General features: G+C 38.1%; 21 protein-coding genes. 14 read left to right on the plus strand and 7 right to left on the minus strand.

Annotated features, from left to right (window positions below):
- The first annotated feature begins 16 nt into the window (after positions 1-16).
- From B5D82_RS16770 to B5D82_RS16790, 5 genes are all read left to right on the plus strand, one after another.
- On the plus strand, positions 17-838 hold the full coding sequence (locus B5D82_RS16770; protein ID WP_081153147.1) for a formyltransferase family protein: 822 nt from the start codon (positions 17-19) through the stop codon (positions 836-838).
- A 111-nt stretch (positions 839-949) separates the two neighbouring features.
- Positions 950-1,408, plus strand: a complete 459-nt coding sequence (locus tag B5D82_RS16775) for a MerR family transcriptional regulator (RefSeq protein ID WP_081153148.1) — start codon at positions 950-952, stop codon at positions 1,406-1,408.
- On the plus strand, positions 1,401-3,665 hold the full coding sequence (locus tag B5D82_RS16780; protein WP_081153150.1) for a heavy metal translocating P-type ATPase: 2,265 nt from the start codon (positions 1,401-1,403) through the stop codon (positions 3,663-3,665). The genes B5D82_RS16775 and B5D82_RS16780 overlap by 8 nt, the downstream gene beginning before the upstream one ends.
- A 15-nt stretch (positions 3,666-3,680) precedes the next feature.
- Positions 3,681-4,049, plus strand: coding sequence for a cupredoxin domain-containing protein (locus B5D82_RS16785; protein WP_081153151.1), 369 nt, complete (start codon positions 3,681-3,683; stop codon positions 4,047-4,049).
- 341 nt (positions 4,050-4,390) lie between these two features.
- Complete coding sequence (locus B5D82_RS16790; protein WP_245807500.1) at positions 4,391-6,355, plus strand: cytochrome c/FTR1 family iron permease; 1,965 nt, start codon at positions 4,391-4,393, stop codon at positions 6,353-6,355.
- Positions 6,356-6,818: 463 nt separating this feature from the next.
- On the opposite strand, the gene B5D82_RS16795 is transcribed toward B5D82_RS16790, so the two are convergent.
- Positions 6,819-6,998 carry a hypothetical protein gene (locus B5D82_RS16795; protein WP_081153153.1) on the minus strand — a complete coding sequence of 60 codons (180 nt, stop codon included), beginning with the start codon at positions 6,996-6,998 and terminating at the stop codon, positions 6,819-6,821.
- Between the two features lie 303 nt (positions 6,999-7,301).
- Between B5D82_RS16795 and B5D82_RS16800 the strand changes: the two genes are divergently transcribed.
- A complete protein-coding gene (locus B5D82_RS16800; protein WP_081153154.1) occupies positions 7,302-7,763 on the plus strand; it encodes a flavodoxin family protein in 462 nt (153 codons plus the stop codon).
- A gap of 49 nt (positions 7,764-7,812) precedes the next feature.
- On the opposite strand, the gene B5D82_RS16805 is transcribed toward B5D82_RS16800, so the two are convergent.
- Complete coding sequence (locus B5D82_RS16805; RefSeq protein ID WP_081153156.1) at positions 7,813-8,268, minus strand: YybH family protein; 456 nt, start codon at positions 8,266-8,268, stop codon at positions 7,813-7,815.
- A gap of 784 nt (positions 8,269-9,052) precedes the next feature.
- On the opposite strand from B5D82_RS16805, the gene B5D82_RS16810 reads away from it, so the two are divergent.
- Positions 9,053-10,186, plus strand: a complete 1,134-nt coding sequence (locus B5D82_RS16810; RefSeq protein WP_081153157.1) for an OmpA family protein — start codon at positions 9,053-9,055, stop codon at positions 10,184-10,186.
- Positions 10,187-10,412: 226 nt separating this feature from the next.
- On the opposite strand, the gene yfaE is transcribed toward B5D82_RS16810, so the two are convergent.
- The 5 genes from yfaE to ubiG form a co-directional block, all read right to left on the minus strand.
- A complete protein-coding gene (gene yfaE / locus B5D82_RS16815) occupies positions 10,413-10,667 on the minus strand; it encodes a class I ribonucleotide reductase maintenance protein YfaE (RefSeq protein WP_081153159.1) in 255 nt (84 codons plus the stop codon).
- Positions 10,668-10,672: 5 nt separating this feature from the next.
- Positions 10,673-11,803: a class Ia ribonucleoside-diphosphate reductase subunit beta gene (gene nrdB / locus B5D82_RS16820; RefSeq protein ID WP_081153160.1), complete on the minus strand. Its 1,131-nt coding sequence runs from the start codon at positions 11,801-11,803 to the stop codon at positions 10,673-10,675.
- 141 nt (positions 11,804-11,944) lie between these two features.
- A complete protein-coding gene (gene nrdA / locus B5D82_RS16825) occupies positions 11,945-14,215 on the minus strand; it encodes a class 1a ribonucleoside-diphosphate reductase subunit alpha (protein WP_081153162.1) in 2,271 nt (756 codons plus the stop codon).
- Between the two features lie 809 nt (positions 14,216-15,024).
- Positions 15,025-15,702: an HAD family hydrolase gene (locus B5D82_RS16830; protein ID WP_081153163.1), complete on the minus strand. Its 678-nt coding sequence runs from the start codon at positions 15,700-15,702 to the stop codon at positions 15,025-15,027.
- Between the two features lie 93 nt (positions 15,703-15,795).
- Positions 15,796-16,503 carry a bifunctional 2-polyprenyl-6-hydroxyphenol methylase/3-demethylubiquinol 3-O-methyltransferase UbiG gene (ubiG, locus tag B5D82_RS16835; protein ID WP_081154575.1) on the minus strand — a complete coding sequence of 236 codons (708 nt, stop codon included), beginning with the start codon at positions 16,501-16,503 and terminating at the stop codon, positions 15,796-15,798.
- A gap of 474 nt (positions 16,504-16,977) precedes the next feature.
- Here ubiG and gyrA point away from each other — a divergent pair, with 474 nt between their 5' ends.
- The 7 genes from gyrA (at position 16,978) to B5D82_RS16870 (ending at position 25,604) form a co-directional block, all read left to right on the plus strand.
- Positions 16,978-19,710, plus strand: coding sequence for a DNA topoisomerase (ATP-hydrolyzing) subunit A (gene gyrA / locus B5D82_RS16840; protein ID WP_081153165.1), 2,733 nt, complete (start codon positions 16,978-16,980; stop codon positions 19,708-19,710).
- A gap of 278 nt (positions 19,711-19,988) precedes the next feature.
- Positions 19,989-21,074, plus strand: a complete 1,086-nt coding sequence (gene serC, locus B5D82_RS16845; protein WP_081153166.1) for a 3-phosphoserine/phosphohydroxythreonine transaminase — start codon at positions 19,989-19,991, stop codon at positions 21,072-21,074.
- Between the two features lies 1 nt (position 21,075).
- A complete protein-coding gene (aroA, locus tag B5D82_RS16850) occupies positions 21,076-22,362 on the plus strand; it encodes a 3-phosphoshikimate 1-carboxyvinyltransferase (protein WP_081153168.1) in 1,287 nt (428 codons plus the stop codon).
- Positions 22,363-22,442: 80 nt separating this feature from the next.
- Complete coding sequence (gene cmk, locus B5D82_RS16855; protein WP_081153169.1) at positions 22,443-23,123, plus strand: (d)CMP kinase; 681 nt, start codon at positions 22,443-22,445, stop codon at positions 23,121-23,123.
- 107 nt (positions 23,124-23,230) lie between these two features.
- Positions 23,231-24,898: a 30S ribosomal protein S1 gene (gene rpsA / locus B5D82_RS16860; RefSeq protein ID WP_081153171.1), complete on the plus strand. Its 1,668-nt coding sequence runs from the start codon at positions 23,231-23,233 to the stop codon at positions 24,896-24,898.
- 78 nt (positions 24,899-24,976) lie between these two features.
- Positions 24,977-25,282: an integration host factor subunit beta gene (ihfB, locus tag B5D82_RS16865; RefSeq protein WP_164718178.1), complete on the plus strand. Its 306-nt coding sequence runs from the start codon at positions 24,977-24,979 to the stop codon at positions 25,280-25,282.
- 70 nt (positions 25,283-25,352) lie between these two features.
- Complete coding sequence (locus tag B5D82_RS16870; protein WP_081153174.1) at positions 25,353-25,604, plus strand: lipopolysaccharide assembly protein LapA domain-containing protein; 252 nt, start codon at positions 25,353-25,355, stop codon at positions 25,602-25,604.

Here is a 25,604-nt window from a genome sequence, read left to right on the forward strand (position 1 = left end):
ACGATATAAGTAGCTTATGAAAATTGTTTATTTAGGGAATAACTTATTTTCCTCATGCTTAAAATATTTGCTTGATGAAGGTCATCAAATATTAAGAGTATATAAAAATAGTTCATCATACGACTCATCTATTATAGATAAATTGTGCGAGAATAATTGTATTCCTTTACATAGTCACAAGCCTACTCTTAGTGAATTAAACCAATTGATTACACTAGGAGCGGAAATGTTTATTGTTGCTGAATATAGTTATTTATTACCTGTTACTGAGGTGAAATATGCAATAAATATACACCCAACATTATTGCCCGAAGGCAGGGGGCCTTCGTCTTTATCTTACCTCATAAAAATGCCTGAGTTTTCTGGGGTCACAATACACAAAATAACTGAAAATTTTGACTCTGGAGATATAATTTTACAGGCTAAAGTCCCACAATCTATCAATGAAAGTTTTACGACGTTAATGATAAAAATGCATCTTGAATCTGTAAAGTTATTGCAGATTTTCTTTAAAGATATTGATGGTTTTTATCAGTTAGCTCGTCCGCAAGTTAATTACTCCTATTGGCCCAGAATTGATGTGTCAGAGAGAGTTTTGGATTGGAACTCAACCATTAAAGATATAAATAAACAAATGAAATTCTTTGGTCATATCGGGTTGATTGTAAAATTAGAGCAAGATTTATGGGTTATCTCACATATAGAAACAATAGATTATCAGCATACTTCAAAACCTGGACACGTAGTTTTTGAAAATGACAGTTTACTGGCTGTTCATGCTTTAGATGGCATCGTTTGTATGCATAAATCATCACTGTCTGCGATGACTTCGGACTGAATTTACTTTATACACTTGACCTGTGTCCTAGACCTAGGTGTAAGGTGAACTCAGTTATTAATAAACATTTTTTGCATTACCGTTTGCATTATTTAAAAGAGGATTTATGTCATGAGGGTAACCGAATTAGCTAATGCGATGAATACAACGCCGGATACGGTGCGTTATTATACTAAGATTAAGTTTATTACACCCAGTAAAAACCCAGACAATGGCTATAAAAATTACGGTGAAAGTGCTCAGAACAGACTTAAATTTATATTAAGTGCAAGGCAATTAAATTTTTCAGTAACAGAGATTAAAAGTATTTTAATTGAATCTGACAAGGGACATACCGCTTGCCCAATGGTGCGAGATATTATTGTGCAGCACTTAAATGAGACAGAAAAACAGTTTCAAGCAGCACTGCTGCTGCGGGAAAAGTTAAAAAACGTTATTAACGAATGGCAAAATAAACCCGATAAAGCACCGACTGGACATATGATATGTCATCTCATTGAAGGTGAGTTTGAAGGTGAAACGCTCAACATTAGTTCGAGTGACGCGAACCAAGGGGATAATCATGAATAAATTAACAGGCGACCAGCTTAGGAATAACACTCAAGATTTAATTATTGAGGGAGCAGGTTGTGCTAGTTGTGTTGGCAAAATTGAAACAGCGCTAAAAAATATTAATGGTGTAGAAAGTGCTGAGATGAATTTTGCCTTACGCACGGTTTCAATCAGTGGAAATGTTGCCTCTGAAGTACTTATTAAAGCTGTTGAAAATATAGGTTACAACGCAAAAAGTGCAAGTGACAGAAGCGATGATGAGCTGATAGATGAAAAAGAAGTGGCTGATGAAAAATATTACGCTAGTTTAATGAAGCAAATGTGGGTCGCCTTAGCTTTAGGTATGCCTTTAATGATTTATAGCCTTTTTGGCGGGCCGATGACAGTTGAAACACCGTTAGAGAGAGGTGTTTGGTTATTTGTTGGCGTATTATGCGCAGCCATTATGTACTTTTCAGGTAAGCACTTTTACATCGGCGCTTGGAAGTCATTGCTAAATCACACAGCGAATATGGATACCTTAATTGCACTAGGAACTGGCACTGCTTGGATATATTCCATGATAGTTGTGCTCTTTCCTTTGGCTTTACCTGAGATGGCACGACATGTTTATTTTGAAGCAACAGCCATGATTATTGGGCTAATAAACTTAGGCTTGGCGCTTGAGGTTAAAGCTAGAGGAAAGACCAGTGAAGCGATAAAACGCTTAATTGGTTTACAAGCCAAAACTGCGCGAGTTGTGCGTGACAAGAAAGAAATTGATATAGCTATTGAACAAGTATTACTTAATGACATTGTGCGAGTTAGACCAGGCGAAAAGGTGCCTGTAGATGGTGTTGTAACGCAAGGAAATACCTCTATTGATGAGTCAATGTTAACTGGTGAGCCTATGCCAGTTGTAAAAGCTGAAGGTGATAAAATTGTCGCGGGTACTTTAAATAAATCAGGATCCATTTTATTTAAAGCCACTCGAGTAGGTAAAGACACTGCTATAGCCCAAATTATTAATATGGTTAAAAGAGCGCAAAATTCGAAGCCACCTATCGGCCGTTTAGCTGACATTATTTCAGCGTATTTTGTGCCTGTAGTGATGATTATTTCAATTGTAAGTGCGTTAGTATGGCTTAATTTTGGACCTGATCCTGTTCTAGCTTTTGCCGTTGTATCTGCAACTACGGTTTTGATAATAGCTTGTCCTTGTGCACTTGGCTTAGCAACACCTATGTCGGTAATGGTTGGTGTGGGCAAAGCGGCAGAAGCAGGCGTGTTAATACGAAATGGTGAAGCATTACAAACTGCTTCAAAAGTTACAGCAATGATTTTAGATAAAACCGGTACAATTACTGAAGGGGCTCCGAAGGTCACGGATATTATTGTTGCGGACGAAAGCTACTCAGAAGACTTTATTTTAACGGTTGCAGCGAGTATCGAGAGCGGATCAGAACATCCACTCGCGCAAGCGATTGTTGATTCAGCCATCGAGCAGAATATTGAACTTGAAAATACAACTGATTTCCAAGCCATTGCGGGCCATGGTGTAAAAGCAATGTTGAATGGTCAGCAATTATTATTTGGTAACCAAAAGTTAATGTTAAAGCATAGTATTGCGTTAAATGGTTATGTGAATAAAGCACAGGCGCTTGCATACAAAGCTAAAACACCTATGTATTTGGCTATTGATAATAAACTAGCGGCTATTATTGCGGTGTCCGACCCGATTAAAAGTGATTCAATAGCGGCAATTAAAAGGCTACAAGCCATTGGGATTCGTGTGGTTATGCTTACAGGGGATAATCGAGCAACGGCCAATGCAGTAGCAAAACAGGTCGGCATTACAGAAGTTTTTGCAGAAGTACTACCAGAAGATAAATCCAACAAAGTTGCCGACTTACAAGCGCAAGGTGAAATTGTCGGTATGACAGGTGACGGCATAAATGATGCACCAGCGTTAGCGTTAGCCAATGTTGGATTTGCCATTGGTACAGGCACTGACGTTGCCATAGAAAGTGCAGATATTACCTTGATGCGTGGTTCATTGCATGGCCTTAGCGATGCGATTGCAGTAAGTAAAGCGACATTACGTAATATTAAACAAAACTTGTTCGGTGCCTTTATTTACAACGTTGCAGGTATTCCTTTTGCAGCCGGTATTTTATATCCATTTTTTGGTCTCTTGCTTAATCCAGTTGTGGCGGGTGCCGCTATGGCATTCTCATCATTAACTGTGGTTAGTAATGCCAACCGTTTACGTTTATTTAAACCACAAGATCATTAATTTATGGAGAGTAAGATGTTAATAATTAATTTAATTGGGTTAGGTTTAATCGTTTTAATTATTTGGTGGTTTTGGGTATACAAACCGCAATCAACTCAAGTGAGTGATGAACAGGGTGATAATAGTGAAATAACCGTAGTAGTTAAAGATGGTGTTTATCAACCTGCACGCATTTCACTGCCTGAAAATAAAGCATTTAAGATTAAATTTATCCGAAAAGATGCTAGCCCTTGTGCAGCAAGCGTATTATTTCCTGATTTAGAGATAAGTGCTGACTTGCCGATAAACGCAGAGTTTACATTACAGCTTCCGGCTTTGAAAAAAGGCGAATATGCTTTTCATTGTCAAATGAAAATGTATTCTGGCACTGTTGTTGTTAAGTAAATAATATCCAGGGAAGGGCAATCTACTGAGACATAGCCTTGTAAAATAAGTCGCAAGAGTGGATATTAAGTTATTTCAATTAGATTGCCTTTAATTTTATAGTTAGAACTTTAAAGCTAGATTGATAGAAAGTGAAAATGTCGTAACAGCTATTATTTTCAGCTGAACTAGGTTTTAATTATTAACGCTAAGCAATATGTCATTCATTGTTATTAGTAAAATGATGCCGTATCAGATCTTAGTGAACTTGTTTTAATAACAATTAATTACTTACATTAGTGACTATATTGTTTAGAATTGATAATAGTTATCATTACGTGGCGTTGTTAAGGTTATTTAACATGAATAAAAGTTCTACCCACCTCTATACTCAATATTGCTCTTTCGCAAAAGCTCAACAAAAATTATTCAGCGCAGTTGCTATTATTATTATGCTGTCGTTCTGTTTTTTTTCTCAACAAGCTCTCGCTCAGTCATCGGAAACAGCTCAGTTACGACAGTTAGCACAATTGGCTGAATATATTGCGGTTGACTATGTTGCTGCAGTTGAAAATGGCGAGGTAGTTAATGAAGATGAATATCAGGAAATGCTTGAGTTCTCATCAATCATTGTTAGTAAGGTTTCTAGTCAATTTGGCGCTGAGCATGAAACAACAATACTTAGTCAGTCATTAGCCTTGGAACAGGCAATTATAGCCAAATCTAGTATCAGTCATATTCGTCAATTGAGCGGAAGTATTCGTGGCCAAATATTAGCGGTTTTACCAGAATCACTTTTACCTGCAAGACTATTATCAGAACAGAGTACGCAAGCATTATTTCAAGAAAACTGTTCAAGCTGTCATGGTGTTATGGGTAAAGGGGATGGTGTTTTAGCACAAGATTTGTCGCCAGAGCCAACAAATTTTACCGATAAAGAGCGAGCAATGAATCGGTCATTATTAGGATTGTTTGACGCAATTTCTAATGGTTTAGATGATACGGCAATGCCAGCTTTTACTCAACTGAAGGAACATCAACGCTGGTCATTAGCATTTTATGTCGGCAGCCTAGCTTTTAAAACAGAAACTAATACTAGCCAAAGACTAAAAAATATCGACTTACAAAAATGGATAAATCTAAACCCATCACAGCTTATTAATAATGTGGCAAATATAGATGTTGATTTTATTGATACATATAGAGCTACGCCTAAATTATTGTTCAATGAACAACAAAGCCCGATAACCATAGCTAAAAGCCAATTAAATGCAGCTTTGAATGCCTATTATAACAACGATTATCAAAAAGCTAATACCCTAGCTGTGAGTGCTTATCTTGATGGGTTTGAATTAATTGAGCATAGCCTTGATGCCAGAGACGAAGTGCTGCGTAAACGTATTGAAGTCAACTTTATCAATTTAAGACATGTGATTAGTGTGGTTGGCGAAGAAACAAGTCTGCTCAAAATATCAGCAGAGATATTTGAACAGCTAGATGAAGCAGAGCAATTATTAACAGGATCGGCATTATCAAGCAGTGCCTTGTTTACTGCCAGTTTAGTTATTTTATTGCGCGAAGGTTTAGAAGCTTTATTAGTGGTTATTGCACTGATGACTGTGTTGATTAGAACGAATAGAAGAGATGCGCTTAAATACGTACATCTAGGCTGGTTGTTAGCATTAATAGCTGGTGTAGGAACATGGGCAGTAGCACAAACGGTTATCGATATTAGCGGTGCTAGTCGTGAAGTGATGGAAGGAGTTGCGGCAATGCTTGCGGCCATTATGCTTTTATATGTTGGTATATGGATGCACAGTAAAACCAATGCAGATCAGTGGCAGGCATATATTCAAAAGCACATAAATACGCAACTTCGCTCTGGAACCCTCTGGGGGCTAACATTACTGGCATTTATTGCTGTATATCGTGAAGTATTTGAAACCGTTTTGTTTTATCAATCACTGCTTACGCAAGCAGAACCAAGTCAATTTTCAGTAGCGGTAACCGGTTTTATGGCTGGAGTTGTTATTTTGACTGTTATTGCCTGGGTTATTTTAAAATATTCCATTAAATTGCCTATTGCACGTTTCTTTGCCGCGACGACTTATTTGTTGCTCGCATTAGCATTTATTCTAATGGGTAAGGCAATATCGGCGTTACAAGAAGCTGCGCTGATTAGTATTTCACCGCTACCAATTCATTTAGATATACCATGGATTGGTGTAGGTTCTAGCTGGCAGGGGGCATTTGCCCAGATTGCGGTTATTTTGGCGTTTGTTTTATACAGAATAGCGACCAAACAAAAAACGATGATATCGAAGTAAACGGTAGAGCTTCGTTGTCGTTATTTAGCTCTAATTGCTGAAGGTTACATTACTGAAAAATTATAATTATCGGTAATGTAACCATATAATTTGTATTCGTTAAATATATTACCCTTTCGGTTATTCTTATTGAATATCTGACCAAGGTAGATAGTTGCATCAGATCTGCCAATCAATAACATCACCCATACTATTTATTATCATGAATTAATCAACTTGTTATAATGCCAGTAAATAATATCTACTTTGACCAGAGAACAGCTGATAGCTTTGTCACGTCTTAATTTAGAAACATAACTTTTGATTTAGGGGTAGAGGTCGATGATGCTCTTGAGATTTCAGAGAGTATCGATTCATTGGTGTTGGTAATGTGCCAGAACCATAACTGGTATTTGCCTCTCATGCCGCCAGTCACTTAATTATATTATCATGACTTCAAAGTGATCTTACCCTAATTTCGTGGTCACACTACTGCTGTATCCACGGTTACGTACTCATAGCTGAAAGCACGAATTTTCTTTCCGGAATCCAAAGTAAACTCAACAGTTGTTGAGCGAGGTGACAATAACACTGCATCGTGCTCTTCACCTGATGAGCAAGTTTCTTGGCTACAGGCTAAGTCTTTAGTCAATTTTATCCGCATTACTACTCTTCACTATGTTAAATAATTAAACGGATTGTACCAACAATGCCATCATTTAGATGTAAAAAAATGACCTGAGTGACCCGCATCAATAAAAGAATATAAAGAGTTTACATGATTCACAGCATCACCAGCCCCGATTGAACTTCACTGTGACTGGCTTCTGCGCCACCACAGCGGTCATTCGTCATCAAACTGTTAATGCTAACTTTGTGGCTAAATTGACTATGTCACTATAAACGGACTAAGCTTCGATGAACCTTTATTTCCAAAGGGGTGTTTTAAGTCAAAGTGAGTTGACCAATGAAAAAACTTTTAATTGTAGCGCACGCTCCTTCAGAAAATACGCAATTAATGGTTGAAGCGATCTTGAAAGGTGCACAGCATTCTGATATTGAACAGGTTAAAACAAGCTGGATACCGCCTTTAGAAACTACACCTGAGGATGTATTAGCATGTGATGCGATAATTTTGGGGACGACTGAAAATCTCGGTTATATGAGTGGAGCTTTGAAAGATTTTTTTGATCGCTGCTATTACCCTTGTCTGGAAGTAAAGCAGGGATTGCCTTGTGCTTTATATGTTCGTGCTGGGAATGATGGAACTGGTACTTGTCGGGCAGTCGAATCGATCTGTACAGGTTTGCGTTGGAATTGGATTCGACCACCATTAGTGTGCCGTGGTGGCTGGCAGTCAACGTTTCTTGACCAATGTGAAGAACTAGGTATGACAATGGCTGCCGGACTTGATGTTGGAATTTATTAATTCGCCTTTTACACTTCAGGAGTCATAGCTGTCATAGCACTATGTTGCTCTATAGGGTTTGATGTTTTTCTGAATAGTTAATCACGTCACGATAAATCAGCCATTGGCCATTAGATTGTTTTTGCCAAACGACTAAGTAATTACCTAATATTTTTTCATTAGATTTTTCACCTTTTATGGTGACTTCCCAAACCCCGACCTCTGTTGCAGTTCTATTATCACTCTTTAGTTCAACAGTTTTTAAAGTTATGGTTGCTAGCCCTGCCGACATTTCCATTTTGAGCTGTTTGGCTATTTCTTTACGCCCCTGAATTATTGAAAAACCATCATTTAAATATAATGCATCTTCTGTAAACATTTGGGACAATTGCTCAGCCTTTCCTTCATTGAACAACTCTATGTATTTATCATTTTTTGCTTTGATTGCTGAACTTAAATCACTGGTCCAAGCAAATGATGAAACACTCATCAGTGCAACTAGGCAGTAATAAGGAAACTTTTTCATAATAAGGCCTTTTATAGTCAATTTATTAAAACATTAAAACATTAGTACAAGGCTACAAGTAATGCAATGTGACATAGCTTAATGTTTTGAACTAAAATACCAATGCCTCCTTTGAGCTTAGAGCAGTCCTTAGGTGGGAGATTACTGAGATTGTATAGCGCATAAAATGAACACCTCAGGAAGTATTGCCAACGACTGCTTTATGGAATTATTGTCATTTTTTAGCGGCTAAACTGTAAGTCATTTAGTGGTATTAAAAAATATAATTGGGTGACTCAACGAAATGACGTGGTCAAAAGGCTATTTTCCATAAGGCCAAGGCAACGCCTGTGGCATTCATGTGCTCGGCTAAATAGTTTAACTTGTACATACTTCCTATAACGTAAATCGCTTAAAAGCTTACCTTTTATCAACGACCCTAAAGCAGATTATGCCTTAACTTAGTTATATTAGTGAATGAAATAATTGTAGGTTATTAAGGGTAACTTACTGAATTTATGGATTAAATGTAGGACGTTGAATTTATTGTAAATTAAAGTTGTTGATTATTAATTCTTTTACTAGAATTAATTTTAGGTTTATTGATTAAATACATGAATTACTGAAGGAAATTAGTTATTACTTAGCGTTTAATAGGTAATTTAATAAAGAATTTACTCATTCGAGTTTAGCGCAAAGAAATGAATAAGTTTGTTGAGTGCTACATTGTTACTGCTTAGCAATAAGATATGACATTAAATGTGTCGATATTAGTCGTTTATTCATCATTGGAGGGTTGTTATTAATGGTAGTACTCAGCAGTAAACGCCAGTTTATGGCGTTAGTTTTATTAGTGGCGATGAGTTTCTCTAGTCAAGCTGAAAAGGATTGTAAGGTACTAGAAGGTGACTATTGTTGGTATGTGTCTGGTGCTTTAGGTTTGACTTTGCTTGAACCTTACGAAAATAATTCTGGTTGGCAAACGTTTGATGACAAAGATAAGGGTTATAAGCTTTACGGCGGCTTTGTTTTTAACGAACACTGGTTTGCAGAGCTAAGTTATTCCAATTTAGGTGAAGCTTTATTTAGACATAAAAACCCGGGGATTAATGATACTTTGAAAGTAGAGTATTCAGGAGTGGCAGCGCAGGCAGGTTATTGGCTTATGCCAGTTAATAATGACTGGAATGCATTTGTTAGAGCAGGTCTTGCAAAGATGGATTCTAGCAGCAACTTGGAACGGGAACATGAGCAACTAAATAACTTTCAAGTTGTCTTTAGTGCGGGTATTCAGTGGCGCTTTATCGATCAGTGGATGACACGACTTGAAATAGACAGTTATGACAAAGACTCTTTATTCATAGGATTATCTATTAGCCGTTTCTTTGGCGAAAGCGAAGCAAAAAGAACAGTAACACGCACTCAACCTAAAACTAACCCTAATCTTTCACCTACACCTAAAGCTTTGCTGACTAATCCAGCCACAGTAGTCACTCGAACAGAAAACCCTGATAAAGATGGTGACGGTATTTTAAATACCGCTGATCAATGTCCTGATTCGGTTAAAGGCCTAGTCGTTAATGAGAGAGGTTGTCCAGTTCCGTTTAATATTACTATCCAGTTTGCTTCTAACTCTTCCGGTGTCGATGCAAAAATTCAGCAAGAAATTGACTCATTGGCTGCTCAATTGCGTTTATACAGAAATGCAAAAGTTACGCTTGAAGGTCACACTGATTGGCGAGGAAAACAAGCCCAAAATCAACCGTTGTCGCTAGCACGAGCACAAACTTTAGCTTATGCGCTAATGCAAGCAACCGGTCTCCCTGAGTCTGCCTTTACGGTAGTAGGTCATGGTGAACTTAAACCTGTTGATACCAATAACACTGAAGCAGGAAGATTTAACAATCGTCGGGTAGAAATTAATATTGAAGGGAATTAATTTCTAGCTAGGTGAAGGCTAAGCATAAAAAAGCAGCGAATAATCGCTGCTTTTTTTTGTTCAATTAGTTGCTATATATTCTGTTTTATTTGCAAACAAAGTACGACAAAAAACAGGTTTTTTGATATGACTAATCAACTTGTTATTACCTCAGCTCAGGTTAATGAATGCTTATAAATCTAAAATAGCTTGCTGAGTAGCTTTGCTTATTCCGCACTGAGCTTGACTAATCAATTGTAATTTCAATGTTAGAAGTAGGGTACGCACAACAAGTAAGAATTTCATTCTCACCAATATAAGCTAAAGGGTACTGGCTATAGTCAACAGTCCCCTTTTTTAAAGAGCAGCGACAAGCGCCACAAAATCCATCACGACAATGAAAATGTGACTCAATATTCTCTCTTTCTAGGGTGTTTAGAATGTTTTTGTCTTTATCGAGGAACGTTATTTCCCGTCCCTCGACCGTAATACTAAAAGGCATAAATACTATAAGTCGAAATCGTCGAAGTCGTCACTTGATACTGACGAGTCTACCTGGCCAACTAAGTAACTAGATATCTCGGTTTCTTGTGGGGCCACTTGGACGTTATCACTAACCAAATAAGAGTTCATCCACGGTAGTGGATTACTTTTGATGTCATAGGGTGCATCAAAGCCGATAGCACTTAAACGTTGGTTACTGATGTACTCAATGTATTGTTTTAAAATAGCAGCGTTAAGACCAATCATAGAGCCATCTTTAAATAGATAGTCAGCCCATTCTTTTTCTTGATCGACAACGTCTAAGAATATTTGTTTACCTTGCTCACGTAACGTTGTGGCAATTTCTTGCATTTCAGGGTCGTCTTTACCTGACATCCAGTTGTTTAGAATATGCTGTGTACCGGTTAAATGGAGTGCTTCGTCACGAGCAATAAGTTTGATGATTTTTGCATTACCTTCAAGTAACTCACGCTCAGCAAAGGCGAATGAGCAAGCAAAACTAACATAAAAGCGAATAGCTTCTAAAGCATTTACCGAACATATAGCTAAAAATAGGCGTTCTTTCAATTTACGTTCGCTGACTTCAATCGTCTTACCGTCAACTTCATAGCTACCAGCACCTTGCGATTGTAATAATTGTGTAGTGATAATAACGGCGTCAAAATATTGTGCGATACTTGAGGCGCGCTTTAAAATGGCAGGATTCACCATGATATCGTCAAACACTTCACTAGGGTCGGTAAATAAATTACGTAAAATGTGGGTGTATGAACGTGAGTGAATCGTTTCACTGAACGCCCATGTCTCTACCCATGTTTCAACTTCTGGTAATGAAACCAGTGGCAATAATACGGCGTTTACTGAACGAGCAGCCATTGAATCAAGTAACGTTTGATATTTTAAGTTAGAAATAAAAATATGTTTTTCAGAGTCAGTTAAACTCTGCCAATCGGCACGGTCTTTTGATACATCAATTTCTTCTGGACGCCAAAAAAACGATAATTGTTTTTCAATCAGTTTTTCAAACGCCATATAACGTTGTTGATCGTATCGTGCAATATTAACACTGTTTCCCAAAAACATTGGCTCTAACAAGGCATTGTTAGCTGTTTGGTTAAACGTAGTGTACGACATTTATATCTCCTTGAAATAACGCCATTTGAGGGCAGTATTTCATTACTTAATGGTAATTTATCTAGTTTTTATTAGTTTTTTTGCCATACAAATATGTTGGCAAAAAAAGAGGAAAACCTTATGTTTTCCTCTGATGATACGCTAAATCTTACAAGCGCCACCGGCACAATCGTCATCAACATCTATTTGATTGTCATCAGCGCCATCACGAGTGTTGTGATAATACATGGTTTTAATACCAAGCTTGTAGGCGGTTAAAATGTCTTTTAACACTTGTTTGATTGGCACTTTACCACCTTCAAAGCGTGAAGGGTCGTAGTTGGTGTTAGCTGAAATAGTTTGGTCAATAAACTTTTGCATAATCCCAACTAACTGTAAGTAACCTTCGTTACTTGGAATATTCCACAGTAATTCGTAGTTATCTTTTAATCGTTGATACTCAGGTACGACTTGCTTTAAAACACCATCTTTACTTGCTTTAATGCTGATTAAACCACGAGGTGGCTCAATACCATTGGTTGCATTAGATATTTGAGATGAGGTTTCTGACGGCATTAGTGCCGATACCGTTGAGTTTCTAACTCCGTGCTTTTTGATACTAGCGCGCAGTGATTCCCAATCTAAATGAAGTGCTTCACCGGTAATGTTATCGATTTCTTTTTTGTAAGTATCGATAGGTAATATACCCTGTGATAAACGCGTTTCATTAAACTTAGGACATGCACCTTGTTCAATCGCTAATTCGTTTGACGCTTTTAATAAATAGTATTGAATAGCTTCAAAAGTTCGATGAGTTAAGTTATTCGCACTACCGTTTGAGTAGAAAACGCCATTTTTTGCTAAGTAATAAGCGTAGTTAATAACACCTATACCTAATGTACGACGGCCCATAGTTGCGGTATGTGCAGCCGGAACTGGATAGTCTTGATAATCTAATAAACTGTCTAATGCACGTACGGCTAAATCAGCTAAGCCTGCTAATTCGTCAAGGCTGTCAATAGCGCCTAAGTTAAAGGCTGATAATGTACATAGCGCAATCTCACCATCAGGATCGTTAACATCCTTCATTGGTTTCGTTGGTAAGGCAATTTCTAAACATAAATTGCTTTGACGAATAGGGGCAACACTTGGATCAAATGGTGAATGTGTATTACAGTGATCAACATTTTGTAAATAGATACGACCCGTACTCGCACGCTCTTGGGCAAATAAAGTAAACAGTTCAATCGCTTTAATACACTTTTTACGAATTGAAGCATCCGCTTCGTATTTAACGTATAGCTCTTCAAATTTATCTTGATCTTCAAAGAAGGCATCGTATAAGCCAGGAACATCACTTGGACTAAATAAGGTAATTGATTGACCTTTAATCAAACGTTGATACATCAATTTATTAAACTGCACGCCGTAATCTAAATGGCGAACGCGGTTCTCTTCAACACCACGGTTATTTTTAAGGACCAGTAGACTTTCAACTTCTAAATGCCAAAGTGGATAGAATAGGGTAGCTGCGCCACCACGAACTCCACCTTGCGAACAGCTTTTAACCGCTGTTTGAAAAAGTTTATAAAATGGAATACAACCAGTATGGAATGCTTCACCATTACGTATTGTACTGCCTAGTGCGCGAATACGACCGGCATTAATACCAATGCCTGCACGCTGAGAAACATATTTTACAATTGAACTTGTTGTCGCGTTAATTGAATCTAAGCTATCGCCACATTCAATTAATACACAAGACGAAAATTGGCGAGTTGGCGTTCGAACACCTGCCATAATAGGTGTTGGTAGTGAAAGCTTAAAGGTAGAGATAGCGTTATAAAAACCTTTAACATAATCTAGACGGGTTTCTTTCGGGTATTTAGCGAATAAACAAGCCGCTACTAAAATATAAAGAAATTGCGCACTTTCATAAATTTCACCGGTTACACGGTTTTGAACAAGGTATTTACCTTCTAACTGTTTTACCGCTGCATAACTGAAATCTAGATCACGACCGTGATCCATAAAAGCTTCTAACTGTTCGAATTCTTCAGCGCTGTAATCAGTTAATAAATGCTGATCGTATTTACCTGCTTCAACTAGTTTTACTACATGTGGGTAAAGCTTAGGTGGCTCAAACTGTCCGTAAGCTTTTTTACGCAAATGGAATATAGCTAAGCGTGCTGATAGGTATTGATAATCAGGCGTTTCTTCCGAGATTAAATCAGCGGCTGATTTAATAATGGTTTCATGAATGTCAGCGGTTTTAATACCGTCATAAAACTGAATATGAGATTTCAATTCAACTTGAGACACCGAAACATTGTCTAGGCCATTAGCTGCCCAAGCAATAACTTTGTGGATTTTTTCTAAGTCGATGAGTTCTTTTGAACCATTGCGTTTTGTAACAAAGAGTTTGTTATTCATGAAAGACCTGTAAATCTATTTGTTGTTATAACCACCCAAAATAGGTGCTCATAATGTTAATTGCCTCAAAATGTCATTTATACGAGGTAAATCGTATTTCATTCAAAATGTCTTTGAATGAAAAATGCACTATATATTGGGGTTTTTAAAAAACTAATCACAAGATAGTGAGGTTTGCACTACAATGCAAGCGATATAAATTATCTAATATTACTTGATTTTTTTAGAGTAAAAGTTCTGTTAGTAACAACTAACTTAGTAGTGCTTTTTAATTTTGGTTTTTATAAAACGCAATGCTTATTTTAACTTTTTTTTCAGCCCTAAATTATTTTATTTTAATTTTTAAGGTTTATATGTCAAAAGAGAATATAAAATATATAATCTATATTATTCAATGGGTTAATTATTTGGCTTAATTCTTGTTCACATATATTGACGAGTGATTGTTTTATCAACGCTTGCAGATTGATTTATGTTCTTAACCTGAATGAGTATGCAGTATTGGCGCAATTATTCACTAATAAACGGTTAGTCATGGCTATTCATATAAATTTGCTGAAATAGGTGCTTTTTAGGGAATAAACAAGGGAATACTCTAAGGAACATAGATTGGGTTATGGTGAGGTGCTTTATAGAAAACTAAATGCTCTGATCAGTAAACGACAAAAGGTAGGTTAGTCTTTGTCGATTGTGAATGTAGCAGAACATATTCATATCAATATAATATAGAGCAATGCCACTCTCTATAACGATTCAAGTTGAAACTTAAAAGGGGGCATTCAGCAAAAGAGTTTCCCCTATATTCGTGTTTACTTAATAAAAGCGAGTAAATCGGTTGGTGTATCAATTATGTGATCAGCCTGCCAAGTTAAGCAATCTTCATCAGCTAAAATATAGCCCCAATTAGCGACAAAAGTTTTCATTAAAGCACTATTCCCTGCCTGTATATCACGCAGGGCATCACCCACATAGTAACAGTGTTGATTATTAACATTAATTAGCTCACAGGCATGCAATATCGGCTCTGGGTCTGGCTTTCGTTTAGTGAGCGTGTCACCACCCACCATTACTGCACAGTTAATAAATTCAGGGTAATGGGGTAACAGTATTTTTGTTAAGCCTTCTGGCTTATTTGTAATAATTCCCCAGGGTATTCCATTGGCCTCTAAGTGTTGTAGAAGCTCAGTTACGCCTGAATATAGGCGAGTATGCACGGCAATATTTTCTTGGTAGTAATCGAGAAATTGTTGACGTAAAACTTCATAGTCATAATTTTTAATATCATGACCAAAGCCAAGGTTAAGCAATCCTAATGCGCCGTCTGAAGCAACAGGACGGTAATCTTTAGCCGCTACAACAGGTTTATTATATCGTTGCAACACATGATTTAATGCCGCACCTAAATCATCAGCGGTATCTAATAATGTGCCGTCTAAATCAAAAAGTACGCTGGCAATTGGCTTTGTTGTTTGATTTTCGGTTGACATAATGTTGCTCTTTTTCGTTAGGTAATTTAAAGGAGGGGCCGCGTCGATATTGAATACTTTATATCAACGCGTTATTCGTTATAGTTGTAAATGTTAAACGCGTTGGCAACACAGGATATAGTTCACATCAAGCGATGAGGTCAACTTATGATTTTCAGTCAACGGGTTATAATGAATACCGGCGGCATCGATACATTTTAAATCGAACGACTCAGCCCACGCTATTAATGTAGATGGACGAATGAAGCTGTTGTGATCATGTGTGCCATTGGGTACGAGTTTGAATATTTTTTCGGCCGCTACAATGGCTAATAAGTAAGCTTTTAATGATTTATTTAGTGTTGAGAAAAAAACGAAACCACCAGGCTTAACCATTTGTGCACAGGCACTGACGATTGACTCAGGATCAGGCACATGTTCTAACATTTCCATACAAGTGACTACATCATAATGTTGTGCTTGCTGCTGCGCTTTCTCTTCGGCGGTAATTTTTTGATAATCAACGCTAACACCTGTTTCTAAAGCATGCAGTTTGGCAACATTTAAGGGCTCTTGCCCCATATCAATCCCGGTAACTTCTGCGCCAAGTTGTGCTAGGCTTTCGGCTAAAATACCGCCACCGCAACCCACATCGATTACTTTTTTAGCAAAGATATCGCCAACATGCTGACAAATAAACTGTCGGCGTAAAGGGTTAATTTGATGTAAGGGCTTAAAATCACCGTCAAGTTCCCACCATTGGCTGGCTACTTGTTCAAATTTAGCAATTTCGTCGGGATTAACATTTAAAGGGTTAGACATGGCTATTATCATTATTTGTCTTCTAATAACGGCGATTCTAAACCAATAATTACTGTACGCCTAGTGTCAAAATTGATTCATTTAAATTTAAGTTAAAATGCTAGTCGGTTTATTTATAGCGCGAAATTATTGTATTAATAGTTTATCGAGATAGCTGCTAAACCGAGTTAAATAAGTTATGACGATGAGAAAACAAACGCTTTAGCATGACATGTGCTCAAAATGCGAACAGCGCGCATTAATTAAGCATTTTTTTAGCAAACATTGTCTAATAAATACCATAAAAATCAGATCTGTATTGTGAATAAAGTTAATATCTCGCATTTACTTGAAACTTTACGTTTTTAACGGCAGAATTAAGCAAAACAAAGCGGTAGGGCATGACAAATATTTATGCTAGTATGCTGTGTTAATTAAAAATAATAATTTCGAAATTTTCTGAATTAGATTTACGTTAAGGGATACCATCAATTTATGACCGATTTGGCGAATAATATTGCTCCTGTCAATATTGAGGATGAGCTAAAAAGCTCCTATTTAGATTACGCAATGAGTGTAATCGTAGGTCGTGCATTACCAGATGTGCGTGATGGCTTAAAGCCAGTGCATCGTCGCGTACTTTTTGCGATGAACGTGTTAGGCAACGATTTCAACAAGCCGTACAAAAAGTCTGCACGTGTTGTTGGTGATGTTATCGGTAAGTATCACCCACATGGTGATACCGCTGTTTATGACACAATTGTTCGTATGGCGCAGGATTTTTCATTACGCTATATGCTTGTAGATGGCCAAGGTAACTTCGGTTCTGTTGATGGTGATTCAGCGGCTGCAATGCGTTATACCGAAATTAGAATGTCGAAAATTGCACATTCTATTTTGGCTGATTTAGATAAAGAAACGGTTGATTACGTTGCCAACTACGACGGCACGGAAATGATACCAGCCGTTATGCCAACGCGCATTCCTAACTTACTGGTTAATGGTACTTCAGGTATCGCGGTAGGTATGGCAACAAATATTCCGCCTCATAACCTCACTGAAGTTATCAATGGTTGTTTAGCTGTTATTGAAAATAGCGATATCACTTTTGAAGAATTATTAGAGTTTATACCAGGACCTGATTTCCCAACTGCGGGTATTATCAGTGGTCGAGCGGGTATTCAAGAAGCTTACCTTACCGGTCGTGGTAAAATTAAGATTCGTGCTAGAGCTAGAATCGAAGTCGATGAAAAATCGGGTAAAGAAACGATTGTTGTGTTCGAATTACCTTATCAAGTTAACAAGGCTCGTTTGATTGAGAAAATGGCTGACTTGGTAAAAGAAAAACGCTTAGAAGGTATTTCTGCCTTACGTGATGAGTCTGATAAAGACGGTATGCGTATGGTAATCGAAGTGAAACGTGGTGAAGTAGGCGAAGTTATTTTAAATAACTTATATAAGCTTACTCAAATGCAAGTTTCATTTGGTTTGAATATGGTGGCATTGACCAACGGTCAGCCTAAATTATTCAACTTACGAGAAATGCTCGATGCCTTTATTTTACATCGTCGTGAAGTTGTAACACGTAGAACCATCTTTGAATTGCGCAAAGCACGTGAACGCGCACATTTACTTGAAGGTTTGTCGATTGCACTTTCTAACATTGACCCAATAATTGCTCTCATTAAGAACTCACCGACACCTAGTGAAGCAAAAGAGCAATTATTAGCACAGGGCTGGGACTTAGGTCTTGTTTCTGACATGTTAGCTGCTGCGGGTGACGACGCTGCACGCCCTGAATGGGTTGAAGAAGAATTTGGTATTCGTGATGGTCTGTATTTCTTAACGCCACCACAAGCACAAGCCATTCTAGACTTACGCTTACATAAGTTAACGGGTCTAGAACACGAAAAAATTATCAGTGAATATAAAGCCTTATTAGATGTGATTGCAGAATTACTTTATATTTTGGCAACGCCTTCTCGATTAATGGAAGTTATTCGTGAAGAGCTTGAAGCGATTCGTGATGAGTTTGGTGATGAGCGTCGTACTGAAATTACTAATGCTTCACATGACTTATCGATGGAAGACTTGATCACTGAAGAAGACGTGGTGGTTACGCTTTCACATGAAGGTTATGTTAAGTATCAAATATTAAGCGATTACCAAGCGCAACGTCGCGGTGGTAAAGGTAAAGCAGCAACTAAGATGAAAGAAGAAGATTTCATTGAACGTTTATTGATTGCTAATACCCATGATACTATTTTATGTTTCTCAGATCGCGGTAAGCTTTACTGGTTGAAGGTATTCCAATTACCATTAGCAAGTCGTACAGCACGTGGTCGTCCAATTGTGAATATTCTGCCGCTTGAAGAAGGCGAGCGTATTACAGCAATTCTGCCAGTACGTGAATATGCAGAAGATAAATTTATTATCATGGCTACTGCCTCTGGTACCGTGAAGAAAACTGCGTTGACAGCATATAAAAACCAACGTGCCAACGGTATTATTGCTTTGAACTTACGTGATGACGATACCTTAATTGGTGTTGATATTACCGATGGTGAGAATGATATTATGTTGTTCTCTGACGCGGGTAAAGTTGTACGCTTTAACGAGAAAAAACGTGACAGCGAAACCGGTGAGATAAAGGTTGATCCTGAAACTGGCGAACAACTATGGGCATTAAAACCTATTGGTCGTACTGGTACAGGTGTTCGTGGTATTAAGTTAGAGGGCGATCAAAAAGTTGTGTCTTTAATTGTACCGAAAAACGATGGCCCGATATTGACCATTACTGAAAATGGCTATGGTAAGCGTACTGCTTTGGAAGAATACCCTGCGAAAAGTCGAGCGACTAAAGGTGTTGTTTCAATTAAAGTCAGTGAGCGTAACGGCCCAGTAGTTGGCGCAGTACAAGTTGAAGAACAAGACGAAATAATGTTGATCACAGACAACGGTACATTAGTGCGTACCCGTGTTGGTGAAGTCAGTGTTATTGGTCGTAATACTCAAGGTGTTCGTATTATTCGTACGATTGAAGGCGAACATGTTGTTGCCTTACAACGTATCGATGAAATAGAAGAAGTTGAAGTATTTGAAGAAGATGAGAATGGCGAGCCAGTGCCAACACTTGCAGCAGTTGAGGGTGAACAAGTAGATACACCTGAAACTGATGAGAGTGAAGGCGATGACACTCCACTCGATAATGACGATACTCAAGAGTAACCGTCGTTAACTTAAAAAAAGGCGGTTATAACCGCCTTTTTTTATGCGTAAAATTTATCAATTCATTTTATATAAGTTAAAAATGGTTATATCAAAGTTGATTTATGAATTGATGCTGTGTACCAAATAGGTATGCTAGTAGCCGTGAAATTTAAGTGAATTTTTACAGAGGGTATTACAGCCGTAATTCCCAGAGATAATAGAATGACTTGTTAATAATGTGACCTATGAAACTATTTTCAATTTAACAAGTTAAATAAAGAAGGGTGTAGTGTTAGATGTCTAGTGTTTACAATTTTTGCGCAGGTCCAGCCATGTTACCTGTTGATGTAATGAAAAAAGCACAAAGTGAATTTTTAAATTTTGCCGGAACTGGTAGCTCTGTGATGGAACTGAGTCATAGAAGTAAAGAATTTATTGCTGTGGCTGAAAACGCTGAAGCAAATCTGCGTAAGCTGATGACTATTCCTGAAAATTATAAAGTGTTATTTTGTCATGGTGGGGGGCGCGGTCAGTTTTCTGCTGTAGCTTTAAACTTGCTGGGTGAAACAAAATACGCGGATTATATCGTCACAGGAGCTTGGTCTAAATCTGCTGCCGAAGAAGCTAGTCATTACGGCAATATAAATATTATCAATGTAATGGACAATATCGACGGCACCCAACGAGTTAAACCAAGTATCGAGTGGCCAATTAGCCAAAACGCAGCTTATGTGCACTATTGTCCTAATGAAACCGTAGATGGTATCGAGATATTCGACGTGCCAAATACTGGTGATATCCCATTAATTGCTGACATGTCATCAACTATTCTATCTCGTGAATTTGATGTCAGAAAATTTGGTTTGATTTACGCAGGAGCCCAAAAAAATATTGGTCCGTCAGGTTTAACTTTAGTTATCGTGCGCGAAGACCTGCTGGGCAATGCTCATATAGATACACCATCAATTATGAATTATCAGGTGCTGGCAGAAAATGGCTCAATGTATAATACCCCACCTACCTATGCGTGGTATTTAGCAGGGCTAGTGTTCGACTGGTTACTCGCTAAAGGTGGTGTTAGTGCTATAGCGGATATTAATCAGCAAAAAGCTCAGTTGCTTTATCAATATATTGATCAAAGTACTTTTTATAAGAACACTATAGCACCAGAAAATAGAAGCTTGATGAATATACCTTTTTGGTTAATCGATGACAGTTTGTCTGCTGATTTTGTTAAGCAGGCTGAAGCTCAAGGCTTAACAGCGCTTAAAGGTCATCGTATGGTGGGCGGAATGCGCGCGAGTATCTATAACGCGATGCCGATAGAGGGCGTACAAGCGTTGATAGATTTTATGAAAAAATTTGCAGCAGAGGCTAAATAACATGGAGCAACTAACCTTAAATCCAATCGCTAAAATAAATGGTGAAGTATTTCTACCGGGTTCAAAGAGCTTGTCTAATCGTGCATTGCTAATAGCAGCGCTTGCAAATGGTGAAACTAAAATCACTAATCTGCTCGTCAGTGATGACATCAACTATATGTTAGGTGCATTAAAAACCTTGGGTATTCAATATACTTTAAGTGATTGTGGCACAGAGTGTACCGTTACTGGCAACAACGGCTTTTTTAATGCCAATGAATCGTTAGAGTTATACCTAGGCAATGCCGGTACCGCGATGCGTCCGTTATGTGCTGCACTTGCTGCGAGTAAAGGCGACTTTGTTTTAACCGGTGAGCCAAGAATGAAAGAAAGACCCATTGGTCACTTGGTAGATGCATTAGCTCAGCTCAATGCCGATATTGAATATTTGGAAAACAAAGACTTTCCACCCGTCAAAATTAAGGGCAAAGAGCTAACCGGCAGTACAGTCAGTATTGATGGTTCAATTTCAAGTCAGTTTTTAACCGCGATTTTGATGGTGTCACCATTACTAAAAACTGATACTAACATCAATATTGAAGGTGAATTAGTCTCAAAGCCTTACATTGATATAACGCTAGATATTATGGCTAGGTTTGGCGTAACAGTACAAAACAACGATTATCAGTCGTTTACCGTAAAAGGTAATCAGTCTTATCAAGCGGTTGAAAAATATATGGTAGAAGGTGATGCATCATCAGCATCATATTTCTTAGCGGCTGGTGCAATTAAAGGCGGTGAGATTACGGTACACGGCGTAGGTAAATTAAGTGTTCAAGGCGATAAACATTTTGCTGATGTGCTTGAAAAAATGGGTGCAGAAGTTATTTGGAACGATGAGTCAATAACCGTTATTGGTAAACCGCTTACTGCGGTGGATATGGATATGAACCATATACCTGATGCGGCGATGACCATTGCGACAACGGCACTCTTCGCCAAAGGCACCACCACGATTCGAAATATCTACAATTGGCGTGTAAAAGAAACCGACCGCTTAACCGCAATGGCAACGGAGTTAAGAAAAGTAGGCGCTGAAGTAGTAGAAGGTGAAGACTATATTTCGATAACACCACCTGCAGTTTTGAAACATGCAAACATTGATACTTATAATGATCACCGAGTTGCCATGTGTTTTTCACTTGTCGCATTAAGTGATACACCAGTAACGATTAATGATCCAAAGTGTACGGCTAAAACATTTCCTGACTATTTTGAAAAGTTATCGACGGTCTCACTTTTTAAATAGTGACAGAATAAATTATTACGCGATTTTGAACGATAAATCCCGTATAATGCCGCCGATTTTCGACTTTAGGAGAAAAATGTATGCAGGAAAGCATTCCAGTCATCACTATTGATGGACCAAGTGGTGCGGGTAAAGGAACTGTTGCACGTATTGTCGCTGAACAACTCGGTTGGCATTTATTAGACAGTGGCGCTATTTATCGCGTTTTAGCGGTAGCAGCTCAACACCATAATATTAGTGTTGAAGATGAAGAGTCCTTATTGCCGATAGCGGCTCATCTCGATGTACAATTTCAAATATGCAGCGTAGGTGAGGGTAAAGTCATTTTAGAAGGCGAAGATGTTTCAAATGCAATACGTACAGAAGAAATTGGCGCTTTAGCGTCAAAAGTGGCGGCATTTCCTCGTGTTCGTGAAGCATTACTTAGACGCCAACGCGCTTTTAAGGTTACACCCGGCTTAGTTGCTGATGGTCGTGACATGGGCACTATCGTATTTGCTGATGCGCCAGTTAAAGTATTTTTAACGGCCAGTGCCGAGGAAAGAGCACAAAGAAGATTTAATCAGTTGAAAGGGAAGGGCTTTGATGTTAAAATCGGGCGCCTTTTGGATGACATACGTCTAAGAGATGAGCGAGATCAAAACCGCAAGGTGGCGCCGCTTATCCCTGCAGAGGGTGCATTAATTATTGATTCTACTGAACTTTCTATTGATGAAGTGGTTAGTAAAATCCTTTCATTTTGTAATGAAAAATTAATGTAAGCTGAAAATTAACCTATGCCTACTGTAAGGATGCACTGGGCAATTATTTAATTACCCCATGAAACAATGATGTTGACTGGATTAATAACTGAGTTTATATACAAGTTATGACTGAAAATTTTGCACAACTTTTTGAAGAAAGTTTAAAAACAATCGAAACTCGTCCTGGTTCAATCATTAAAGGGACTGTAGTTGCCATCACAAAAGACAACGTTTTAGTAGACGCTGGCTTAAAATCTGAATCTGTTATTTCAATTGACCAATTCAAAAGCTTAACAGGTGAAGTTGAAGTATCTGTTGGTGATGAAGTTGACGTGTCACTTAAAGCTACAGATGATGGTTTCGGTGAAACTATTCTTTCTCGTGATGACGCAAAACGTCATGAAGCATGGCAAGTGCTTGAGAAAGCATATGAAGAAAAAGAAACTATTATCGGTGTTATCAACGGTAAAGTTAAAGGTGGTTTCACAGTTGAAGTTAGCAACATTCGTGCTTTCTTACCTGGTTCACTAGTAGATGTGCGTCCAATTCGTGACACTACTCACCTTGAAGGTAAAGATTTAGAATTTAAAGTTATTAAGCTTGATCAAAAGCGTAATAACGTTGTTGTATCTCGTCGTGCTGTTATCGAATCAGAAAGCAGTGTTGAACGTGATGAACTTCTTGCTTCTCTTGCTGAAGGCATTGAAGTTAAAGGTATCGTTAAGAACCTTACTGACTACGGTGCATTCGTAGACTTAGGCGGCATTGACGGCCTACTTCACATCACAGATATGGCTTGGAAACGTGTTAAGCACCCAAGTGAAATCGTAAATGTTGGTGATGAAATTCAAGTTAAAGTATTGAAATTCGATCGTGAGCGTACTCGTGTATCTCTAGGTATGAAGCAGTTAGGCGAAGATCCATGGGTTGCTATCGCTAAACGTTACCCTGAAGGCGCTAAGCTTACAGGTCGCGTAACTAACTTAACTGACTACGGTTGTTTCGTTGAAATCCAAGAAGGCGTTGAAGGTCTTGTTCACGTTTCTGAAATGGATTGGACTAACAAAAACATCCACCCATCTAAAGTTGTTAACCTAGGTGACACAGTTGAAGTTATGGTACTTGAAATTGACGAAGAACGTCGTCGTATTTCACTTGGCCTTAAACAATGTATCCCGAACCCTTGGGAAGAGTTTGCTAAGAACTTCAACAAAGGTGATAAAGTATCAGGTAAGATCAAGTCAATCACTGACTTTGGTATCTTCATTGGTCTTGACGGCGGTATTGACGGTTTAGTTCACTTATCTGACATTTCATGGGCTGGCGGTGAAGAAGCTGTTCGTGAGTACAAGAAAGGTGATGAAATCTCAGCTGTAGTACTACAAGTTGACCCAGAGCGCGAGCGTATTTCTTTAGGTGTTAAGCAAACTGAAGATGATCCGTTTAATCAATACCTTGCAGATAACAAAAAAGGTGCTATTGTTACAGGTAAGGTAATTGAAGTAGACGCTAAGGGTGCTAAAATTGAATTAGCCGAAGGCGTTGAAGGTTACCTTCGTGTTGCTGATATTTCACGTGAGCGTATCGAAGATGCGACTACTGAATTATCTGTTGATGACAGCGTTGAAACTAAGTTTGTTGGTGTTGATCGTAAGAACCGCACTATCAGCTTATCAATCAAAGCTAAAGATCAAGCAGACGAGCGTGAAGCTATGGATACATTGAACCAAGCTCCAGAAGAAGATTCTGGTCTAAGTGCAATGGCTGAAGCGTTTAAAAACGCTAAAATTTAATTCCTAGCAATACCAAGTGAAGAAGAACTGCTTTAAGCAGTTCTTCTTAATGTTTAAACCCGATGGCGCGAAGCTATAGTGAACACTGGAGGTCAAATGACCAAATCAGAACTCATTGAAAGATTAGCAGATAAATTAAATCATTTAGCTGCTAAAGATGTAGAACAAGCTATTAAAGAAATTCTTGAAATGATGGCGCAAACTTTGTCGAAAGGCGAGCGTATTGAAATTAGAGGTTTTGGCAGCTTTTCGTTGCATTATCGTGCTCCTCGCGTGGGACGGAACCCAAAAACTGGCGAGTCTGTAGAGCTTGACGGTAAATATGTTCCGCATTTTAAACCTGGTAAAGAATTACGTGAAAGAGTAAATCTTTCAATAGCGTAATTGCAGAATTAATGAATAAACGGCATGCTATGAGCATGCCTTTTTTTTGTGTTGTTTTGGATGAACTATTATGCGACTTTATATTACCGTTATTCTTTTTCTTATCTTACTTGCCATTGCATTTATTTTTGGTAGTCAAAACGATCAAATGCTTAGCTTAAATTATTTGATTGCCAAAACTAATATCTCTGTTGCGACTGCAGTAGGTTTATTTACTGCTATTGGTTTTGTCTTAGGATTATTATTTGTTCTGTTTTGGAAGCTAGTTAGCATGGTAAAACCCAATAAAAAAGATCAAGCTTTAGCAGGAAAGAAGTCTTAG

Origin of the sequence: Cognaticolwellia beringensis, assembly GCF_002076895.1 — a bacterium.
Lineage (GTDB): Bacteria > Pseudomonadota > Gammaproteobacteria > Enterobacterales > Alteromonadaceae > Cognaticolwellia > Cognaticolwellia beringensis.